This window comes from Shewanella sp. SG41-4, from assembly GCF_014164505.1.
In the GTDB taxonomy this organism is placed as follows: domain Bacteria; phylum Pseudomonadota; class Gammaproteobacteria; order Enterobacterales; family Shewanellaceae; genus Shewanella.
The window spans coordinates 1-9,784 of record NZ_JACJFI010000161.1; the positions used below are offsets into that span (position 1 = coordinate 1).

The following is a 9,784-nucleotide window of genomic DNA, read 5'->3' on the forward strand; positions in this document are numbered from 1 at the left end:
GCTTGTTTAAGAATTGCTAGGATTTGGCTGTCGCTAAATTTTGATGTTTTCATGCAGAATCTCCCTGCGTATATATTACGAGAAAATTCTACTTTTGAAATCTACTATTTTTAGGGGGGATTACCCAGATATCACTTCCGTTAGGGATAAAAAGCTTGAAGACTTAACGTATTCAATCAAAGCAGATCAGCTAAATTTTTATATTCCAGCTATTGTTCACAAGCAACTGATTTCTTATCCTGAGTTTAGCCAACAGAAGTTGATGGATGGTAATGATGACTAATAAACGACAAGGGGTTGCTCTTGTCTTTTATCCTTCTAAATATTATCTATACCAACCATCAGCCAACACTTCGGCTTGCTCCAAGACTAACTTAATAGCCGCTTCTGCTGCATTTGGTGGGTATTTCCATCTACGCAGTAGTCTGCCCACTAAGTTACGCATTCTGGCTCGCACACTATCCCGCTTTTGCCAATCAACCGTTGCGGATTTGCGCAATTGTTGAGTTAACTCAATAGCTAAGCTGCGCAAGTTATCATCACCAAGTTGACGAACTGACTCTTCGTTTTCGATTAAAGCACAGTAAAAGGTAATTTCATCAACTGAAAGGTTTAGCTTATCAAGCATCTCTGCATCTCTTTCGCCCATGGAATAAGTTCTTCAATGACCTGAGCGGTTTCGATGTTTGTAGTGTCCAATAAGAACTGGCCACTACATTAGAGCATACCTAGCTTATTTCTGGATACATACGTGGTCAACAGAGACTATTAAATATACAAACGCTAGCCACACTGTTAATCACATGGTTTTTCTGCAAAATATCAATGGCTGATTATTCGATTGTTATCACCAGGCACACTCATACCCATTCAGGCTGACAATTACTCTCGCCAAAGATTATCTGACAGCCAGTTTACTGCCCACTCAGGAATATCTTTAGCAATCATTGGCCTCGCAATCGCGTACCCTTGCGCTAATACGCAGCCTAATTGCAGTAGGGCAACGCCATGTGCCATGGTCTCTACGCCCTCGGCAATGACTTCACGACCAAATGACTTAGCCAAGACCACAACACTTTCTACAATCGCCAAGTCATCAGGATCATTCAACATGTCACACACAAAGGTCTGGTCTATTTTAATCAAACTTGCCGGTAAACGTTTAAGGTAACTTAGTGAAGAATAACCGGTACCAAAGTCATCTAACGCAAAATTAACGCCAAGCGCAATACAGGCGTGCATGGTCTTTGACACCTGAAACAAATCACCTATGGCACTGGTTTCAAGCACTTCTAATTCTAAAGCGCTAGGATCAATCTCTGGGAATGAGGCTAATAACTCGGCTAAACGCGTGGCAAAATCATCACTTTGTAATTGAAGCGCACTAATATTGACACTGATAGGAATGTCCAACCCGAGGGTTTTCCATGCTTTAATTTGACTGAGTGCAGTGCTAATAACCCATTCGCCGATATCTATAATGAGAACATTATTCTCAATAACGGGTAAAAACTCATTCGGGCCGACTAAACCAAGCTCGGGGGATTGCCAACGGATCAATGCTTCAACACCAATCATCGCCCCCGTTGTCATATTAACCTTGGGTTGATAATAAAGCACAAACTCATCATTTTTTAGTGCTTTACGTATGCTTTCCAACTTCCCATGCTGAATAACCATCGCAGTGTTATGTACCGAATCAAACAAATGGTAGCGGTTCTTTCCCTGTTGCTTAGCGACATACATGGCTTGATCTGCATTACGCATAAGTTGGTCTGCATCTGCTCCGTCTTCAGGGTAGATGGCTACACCAATACTGGCAGAAACATCTAATCTGATCCCATCAATATCAACAGGATCCGATGCCGCCCGCAACATCCGCTCTAATATTGGTTCACAATCCGCCACCGAGGTGATATTTTCCATCACAGCAACAAACTCATCACCGCCAATACGCGCCAGCGTGTCTTCATTACGCAGTGCTTCTTTCATGCGAGTTGAGACCACGATTAATAATTCATCACCAATAGAATGACCGTAGCTATCATTAACTTTCTTGAATCTATCTAAATCCAAAAAAGCGACCGCGATTAATGAGTTTTGACGTTGGCTTCGTCTCATCGACTGCGTTAAGCGGTCTGCTAACAATGTACGATTAGGTAAATTCGTTAACATATCATAGTGAGCAATACGTTCTAATTGTCCCTGATGTGCTTTAATCGTGGTGATATCGTTAAATAGGGCGACGTAGTTTTGCACTACGCCAGTATCATCGAGTACTGCACTTATTGTGAGGATCTCAGGATACACCTCGCCATTCTTACGTTTGTTCCAAATTTCACCAGTCCAATGGCCTTTTTGTTGTAGAGTGGTCCACATATCAGTATAAAATTCAGGCAAGTGACTTCCTGATTGCAAAATACGTGGGTTTTTCCCTATCACGTCATCGCGTGTATAGCCGGTAATGGCAGTAAAAGCAGCATTAACCTCTATGATAACACCTGAAGTATCAGTGATGGTGATGCCTTCCCTTGCATAGGTGAATACGCTGGCAGCAAGTTTACGCACATCTTCGGATTGCTTGGCTTTGGTGATGTCTTGATACGTGCCTGACATGCGCATAGGCTTGCCATCAGTAGCCCATTCAACCACCCGACCACGATCGAGTATCCAGATCCAGGAGCCGTTCTTGTGCTGAATCCGAAATTCGGATTCTAAATTATCGATCTCATGTTTGAGACATCTATCGATCAGATTTTTAGTATGATTGACATCATCTGGATGTACCAATGTCTGCCAGATGTCGATGCTAGATGTGAGCCGATTTAGACTGTAGCCCAACATTTCGGCCAAGCGTTGATTGAATAAAATCTCTCCGGTTTGTACATTCCATTCCCAGGTGCCGATGTTGGCGGCCCAGATAACTTCTGCATAACGCTGACTTTGCTCACGAAAGTTCTTTTCAGTCTCCTCTAAGGCCATTTGGGTACGTATATTTTCAGTAACATCTTGGATCAATGATGTCACGCCAATAACGTCACCGCTCTTATTAACGATTGGTGTATTATGCCATTCACAGATAATTGTTCTGCCATCTTTTGTTATATTCTCATTGATATTGATAGAATCTTTATTACTTGTTAACAAAGATTTACAGACATTTTCAATCTCATTCCTACTATCTTCTGGCACTAATAAATCTAATAAAGAATGCCCCCGAGCATCATCGGCGGAGTATCCAAATATCGCTTCAGCTGATTTGTTTATTTCAAGACAATTTGCGTTTTGATCCCATGAAATGAAACCGAGTTGAGTATTCTGGACATGGTGTGACAGTATCGCTTCATTAGTCTGTAATTTTCTCGAGGCGTTATTGCGGTCAGTGACATCTCGAATAAACCCCATATAACCCTGAATTTGGCCATCAACATCTTTTATCACAAGTCTACTGGTTTCACCGACAATGATCCTGCCATCCTTGTGCCGGTAGTTAGCTTCATAAGGTTTGGCTTTATCGCCAGCGCTAAGGTTAAAATACATCCGACCATGTCGTTCATATTCCACATTACTTTCATAGATAATAGATGCTTTTTCTCCTATCAGTTCATCTTCACTGTACCCAAACATATCGGTAAAGGACTGATTTACAGAGAGGATAATTCTGTTTTGGCTAGCAAAAATGAACCCATCCGTAGAGCAATTAGATATTGAGGTGAACAACCTTTGGGTATTAACGGATGCTATTTTAGCTTCATCTAGAGCGCGCTGTGTTTCTTCTCGTTCATAAAGCTCTCTAGGCAACCAATGCTTTATGAGAAGCACAATAACCAGTAAACCAGCGGTAATGTTGATTAATTTGGGGATGATCAGCGAAGAGGGGGATGACAACAATTCGTTGATTGTTTTGGGTATTAGTCCATATAGAGAGTTGAAATACAAACCAAAATAGACGCTTTCAATGATGGTCCTGACAGCATCAATACTCAGGATAACAAGGAGAACGGCAACCGTTCCGCCAACAGCTCCATTAACGGCTTTTAATTGCCTCAGTTTTACCAGATAAATCCCGACAATAACCAACCATAATAGAGTTAATATCCAGTATGACATAGGTGTGATAAGTTCTAAAATATCCGCTTCCTCTCATTAAATTACTGTAAGGCGAACCCACACAGAACAATTAGAAATATGTATATAAAAATAAAAAAAGCGCATCATAGAGACACGCTTGAGTATTCATCATGAAGAGTTAAATCTTAAATTGATCAACTAGTTCTTTTAGTTGTTCTGATAAATGTGCTATTTCGCTCGTTGATGCTCTTGTTTGGTTTGCAGCAACCGCATTTTCTTCTGCAATATGTTTTACATTAATCACGTTTTCGTTAATGCTCTCTGCAACAGAGCTTTGCTGCTCGGATGCACTTGCAATCTGAATATTCATGTCATTAATGACACTAATAGCTTGAGTAATTGCCTGTAATGCACGTCCCGTCTCATTTGCTTGAGTCACACACTCTACTGCTTGAGTTCTCCCTTGCGCCATGACCTCTACCGTGCTTTGGGTTCCAGCCTGAAGCTGCTCAATCATATTTTGAATTTCTTGAGTAGACCCCTGCGTTCGCTGAGCAAGCGAGCGAACTTCATCAGCGACGACGGCAAAGCCACGTCCCTGCTCGCCTGCTCGAGCGGCCTCAATCGCTGCATTGAGTGCCAGTAAATTAGTCTGGTCGGCAATACCTCGGATAACATCCAAAATCTTGACAATATTGATGGTGGCCAGTTCGACTTCTCCCAGCTTCTCCGAAGATTCATTCACCCTATCAGCAAGCGTATTAATGGCTAAAATCGTTTTTTCAACAACCTGACTACCCAACAGTGCATCTTTGTCAGCTTCATTGGCAGCAATAGCTGCATTGGCCGCATTACTGGCAACATCATTAACGGTCGCTGCCATTTCGTTCATAGCCGTTGCCACCAAATCAGTTTCAATCTGCTGGTTTTCCACTCCCTGACTTGATTGCTCAGTTACCACCGCCAACTCTTGTGAAGCAGAAGCAAGCTCGATACTAGCACCTGATATCGTGGCAATAATATTTCTCAGGTTAGTTGCGGTGCCTTGAATAGATGCGATTAACTGACCCGTTTCATCTTGACTAGAACGGGTGACCTCAATGGTCAAGTCACCCTTGGCCAATTGGTTCGCGGCTTTTACTGCCTGGCTAATTGGACGTGTAATGGCGATAGTCAACAAATAAGCGGCAATGGAGCCCATGGCGATGGCTATAAAAGACAGAAGAAGAGTGAGATTGATACTGTTATTCGTATTCGCTTTAATCTCTGAGCCCAATATATCTTGTTCTGCCATAACAGACAGTTTTACGTCCTCTACACTTTTAGCCACCTGTGGACCAATTATATTCAGTGTATTCTCAACCAACTCATTTTTATTTTTGATTAGTTGATGAATATCACTGAGGCCACTTACATAATTCTGATGCGCCGTCAAAAAATCTGATAGAAGTGATTGATGAACTGAATTTGACATGTATTGCTTGAGCTCTGTTGCTTCTTCTAGCAGTTTGGTGTCTATCGCGTTGGTAGCCACAGTATAATCTTGCTGAAGATTAGAGTTCAGGAACTTGGACACAAATAAGCGTCCAAATAATAATTTCTGTTGGACATGAGAGGCGTGATAAACGGTTTGTGCATCATTATCATCATAGGCCGATTGAATGATTTCAGCGATAGCTTTTCCCATTACCTCACCTTGAGGAACGAGTTGGTCATTGAGGACACGGTTTTGTTGTTCCGTTAACGACACTACGCTCGAAAAAGCATTTTTATATTTGGTGATAGACAAATCGAGGCTGTCTATTATTTGCGCACGTTCTGGTTGCTGAATTTCCTTTTTACTCTGGACCAAGAAGGTATTCATTTTATCAAAATAGTCTTTATATTGAGTGAGGTTATTATCACTTTGCGTATTGAGATAACCCAGCACATTCATTCGAACCATTAACATATTAGCCTGTAAACGCCCTGAGAGATTGGTATCCCTTGCTAGGCCTTCGTATGTCGTGATCCCGTCATCGGCTTTTTTAAGTGCAAGAACACCTACAACGAGAACGATTGAAAGGAGAGCTAACACGACAAAAAAACTTAAACCTATTTTTAATCCTAATCGTAAATCCTTGAACATATGTCCGCCTAATATGTATATATTTAAATAAAGTGATGAATTTTACTTAGTAACTAACTAGGTTAGTTACTTAATACTGGTATTCACCAATGTTACAATCCAATGCACGCATTGACATGACAGAGTGTTCATACACTCTGTTAAACGTATTATTCATTACATTCTCATATATAATATAATTGCATCTTCCATACTATTAACATATCCGCTTACGAGCTTTTTATTAAAAAGTGGTATCATTTCATAAAATCAGTTAACCCACTGATACCAAAACTACTTACCATCTTATAATTGATGTCTTTTGCTACTATCGTATTTTAAAAAATACAAATATATTAAAATTTAGATTTGTCATTTATTATTGATTATTGATTATTGATTATTCTACAGAAGGTAAATAAATCATCTTCTATTATTACGCCCCCCCAACGTGGTACACGACCAAGTAGAATCTTACAATAGATATATATTAATTCACTTTCATTATTTAGTATATAATCGTGATACTTGCTTTTTTCAGTATGTGATACCGCACACTACTACCCCGCTTACATTTCAATAATTTGTGATCTCACCCTCACATTGGAACCGGTTCCAACGGGGCGAGAGCCCGAACGTTTCTTGAACAAAATCAGATCATTTATAGAGCTGGCATAGTTCGTTAAATCTTTATAGCTAGGATGGTTTCTTGTTCTTTTCTCGCAGGTCAAACGTAGAGTTCCAAAAGTAAGCACTCATGCGATTACTCTGATACAACACCTTTGGTATGTCACAGTGAATTGATACTTATGTCTTTTCTCGAATTTTACAAAAGTATTGATATGTAGAAGACATATTTTACGCATTCTTTGATCCCAAAATCATCTGGCTTTAGAGCAAATTAGTTATACCCGAGTAAGCACGATCAATCTTTTTTGCGGTATTGAGTGATAAGAATTAATAAGAAATGATTAGAAAAAGTCAGGCTATGTTGACTGGTTTCGGTGACTTGGTTGTTCATGCCAACACGTTTTATGGGGCAAAAATTTGCCAGTAATAACCCCGTTGCCTCTTTCAGATAAAGTGGCCCTAGCTTTTAGGGCCATTTAATATTAGCAATCTGTACTTTCTGAAAGTAATAGAGCATCTTCTAATTCAACACCAAGATATCTTATCGTATTGTCTACCTTTGTATGGCCTAGTAAAAGTTAAACTGCTCGAATATTCTTTGTTTTTGCATAGACAAGAGTCGCCTTGGTTCGCCTCATAGAGTGGGTTACACTGTAGCTCTAACTCATTGTTTCTATAACTTATAAAGTAGTTATTTGATTAACTGAAAGGGTATATATGTTTATTTTAAGCCATGGGTAAAACCTATATTCCATGGCTTAAAAATTGTTATTTATTAATGGTATTTGTCTTCTAAAGCAGAGTTAAAAGTGGGATGGTGACATAGCTTGAATTAAACCATTTTACTTTTAACATCTGTTTCGTATCTGAGATAGTTTCATCACTCACGTCTTTACCTGTGCCATAGTTTAACTGTGAAAATGGGTTTTTATTGATATCGATATAAACTACAAACCTGCTGCCTTTTTTAATCTGTTTACTGATTAAACGAGCTCCCTTTATGGGGAGTCTTTCTATGGTATTTGGGGTTAATAATTGACGTTGGCTTGGATCTCTTGCGTAACTAGCTCTTTGTACTACATAAGATAAGTGGACATAATCGCCATTAGGTAAAAGTTCATAGAGTCGAATGCCATAATCTACATCGTATTTGTTGATTTTAACGACTATCTCGCCTTCAAATGCACCGTTCATGATTGCATCATTCTTTAACGGCTCACTCACGAAGATAAAGCCATCATCAGTATTTAATTGCTTACGTATGAGTGGATCAGGGTAAAAATCACCAGAGGAAACAGTACGATCTTTAAAATCAACGGTTTGCACCAGGTAGCCTTGTTGCTGGGGTTTAAGTGCCGCTAATTGATAAGCCTCTTCCTGTTTTGTATCTGTTAAGAATAATGTCAAAGCCGTATTGTGCATCTTGTCTAATGAGGAGGCATGACGCCATTTATTTTCACCCACCACAAAATAGTTAATTTTATCCTTTAAAACTTTCGGCTTGTCAGCATTATTAAGCACATAGTCAAACCATGCATAGGTAATGTGTTTATAGTCGAACAATGCATTCGGGGGATTTTCAACACCATAAACTGCCGTATCACCACCGCGTTGTGAACCAAAGTGAGAGTAAGGACCTATGATTAAATAATCTTCGCTATTGGGTCTATATTTGGCATGCTCTTGTAAATAATGCAAACTTGAGCCTTGGGAGTCATTGTAGTAACAATCGAAGGCAAGCACAGGTATGTTAATTTGTGCAAAATCCTCCCTAAAGGGCACCATACTTTGCCAATATGCATCATAGCTAGGATGTTGTAACCAGCGCTGTAGTAAAGGGTTGGCTTGCCCATCTATTTGATCTATGGTGCGGTATGCCTTACCCGTTTCCCACCAAGTATTGCGCATGTTTCTAAAACGTGTGCGTCCTTCCTCATTATAAACAGTATCATCCATGGTCTTATTATTAGTGACGTGAAATGCCCATTCATAGTTAGGGTTAATGAAAATATTATTTTCCATGGGCAAACCAAAACCTGGGCCGCCCGCTGCTGAGGGGACTATAGTTTTAAGTGCTGGATGTAAGGTCTTTACCGCTGCCCATTGGGTAAAACCAGCATAGCTGCCCCCCATCATACCTACTCCACCATCGCTCCAAGCTTGTTGACTAATCCAGTCTATAACCGCATAGGCGTCTTGGGCATCGTATTCGTAAGGTATAATTGCACTTTTGCTACGATATTTACCTCTGGTATAGGCGATAACGCCAACATAACCATGGTCTACGGTTTCTTTGAGGTTAATAAGGTCTCTATCATCATTACGGGCATAGATGGTAAATTGCAAAATACTAGGTAATGGCGATGTGACTAACTTCTTCCTGACCACTATGGCTGAAATTGTGTTGCCGTCCCTGGTTTTGATCAAGACATCGCCTTGAAAAATATAACTCGTATCGAAGATTTTCGCCGCCAATAATGCGGTGTCATCTTGCGCCGATACGGCAGCTGTTACGGTGAGTGATATTAGTAAGAACAACAAGCGCATGCCTAATACTAAATGTCTCATTACTTCCCTTTTATTAAAATCAAAAGAACACTTTAAACACTTTGCGAATAAACTCAAAGCACTATAACTATGACTGTAACGTAACCGTCTAGCGAACCACACTTACTGTTTAAAATTCCAGGGTAACAAGCTATCGATATTGGGTTCTGGTTTACACAGTTCATCAAGGCAAACCATGATGTAATCAAATGGGATTAGACCATTTATTTTGGCGGTTTCCACAATACTGTAAAGGGCGGCACTGGCATGTGCACCGTTAGCCGTTTGGCTAAATAACCAATTTTTTCGGCCTATCACAAACGGTTTTACTGCACGTTCAGCTCTATTGTTATCGATGCTGAGTCGTCCATCATCCACATAACGAATGAGTTTGTGCCATTGATTAGCCAGGTAATTAGCCGCCTCAAT

5 protein-coding genes and 2 pseudogenes are annotated in these 9,784 nt (G+C 40.2%); 1 reads left to right on the forward strand and 6 read right to left on the reverse strand.

Translation table 11 applies throughout. The features are described 5' to 3' along the window. The first annotated feature begins 94 nt into the window (after positions 1-94). Entirely contained in the window at positions 95-283 is a 189-nt protein-coding gene (locus H5202_RS14225) for a hypothetical protein (RefSeq protein ID WP_182772654.1), read from the forward strand. Between the two features lie 42 nt (positions 284-325). On the opposite strand, the pseudogene H5202_RS14230 reads toward H5202_RS14225, so the two are convergent. The 6 genes and pseudogenes from H5202_RS14230 to H5202_RS14255 all read right to left on the reverse strand — a co-directional run. Continuing rightward, positions 326-687, reverse strand: a pseudogene (locus H5202_RS14230) (type I restriction enzyme endonuclease domain-containing protein); the annotation flags it as partial. 195 nt (positions 688-882) lie between these two features. Further along, positions 883-4,110 (reverse strand): PAS domain S-box protein, encoded by a 3,228-nt coding sequence (locus H5202_RS14235; protein WP_182772655.1) that lies wholly within the window; start codon positions 4,108-4,110, stop codon positions 883-885. Positions 4,111-4,249: 139 nt separating this feature from the next. Further along, entirely contained in the window at positions 4,250-6,199 is a 1,950-nt protein-coding gene (locus H5202_RS14240) for a HAMP domain-containing methyl-accepting chemotaxis protein (protein WP_182772656.1), read from the reverse strand. A gap of 1,091 nt (positions 6,200-7,290) precedes the next feature. After that, positions 7,291-7,455: pseudogene (locus H5202_RS14245) on the reverse strand (integrase); the annotation flags it as partial. 145 nt (positions 7,456-7,600) lie between these two features. Continuing rightward, on the reverse strand, positions 7,601-9,433 hold the full coding sequence (locus tag H5202_RS14250; protein ID WP_220493882.1) for a CocE/NonD family hydrolase: 1,833 nt from the start codon (positions 9,431-9,433) through the stop codon (positions 7,601-7,603). A gap of 45 nt (positions 9,434-9,478) precedes the next feature. Next, a partial coding sequence (locus H5202_RS14255; RefSeq protein ID WP_182772657.1) for an IS66 family transposase occupies positions 9,479-9,784 on the reverse strand: 306 nt, incomplete at its 5' end.

What these genes read in the sequence shown, in the direction of transcription:
- H5202_RS14235 (WP_182772655.1), bottom strand. Translation starts at nt 4,110, where the DNA reads ATGTCATACTGGATATTAACTCTATTATGGTTGGTTATTGTCGGGATT.
- H5202_RS14240 (WP_182772656.1), bottom strand. Translation starts at nt 6,199, where the DNA reads ATGTTCAAGGATTTACGATTAGGATTAAAAATAGGTTTAAGTTTTTTT.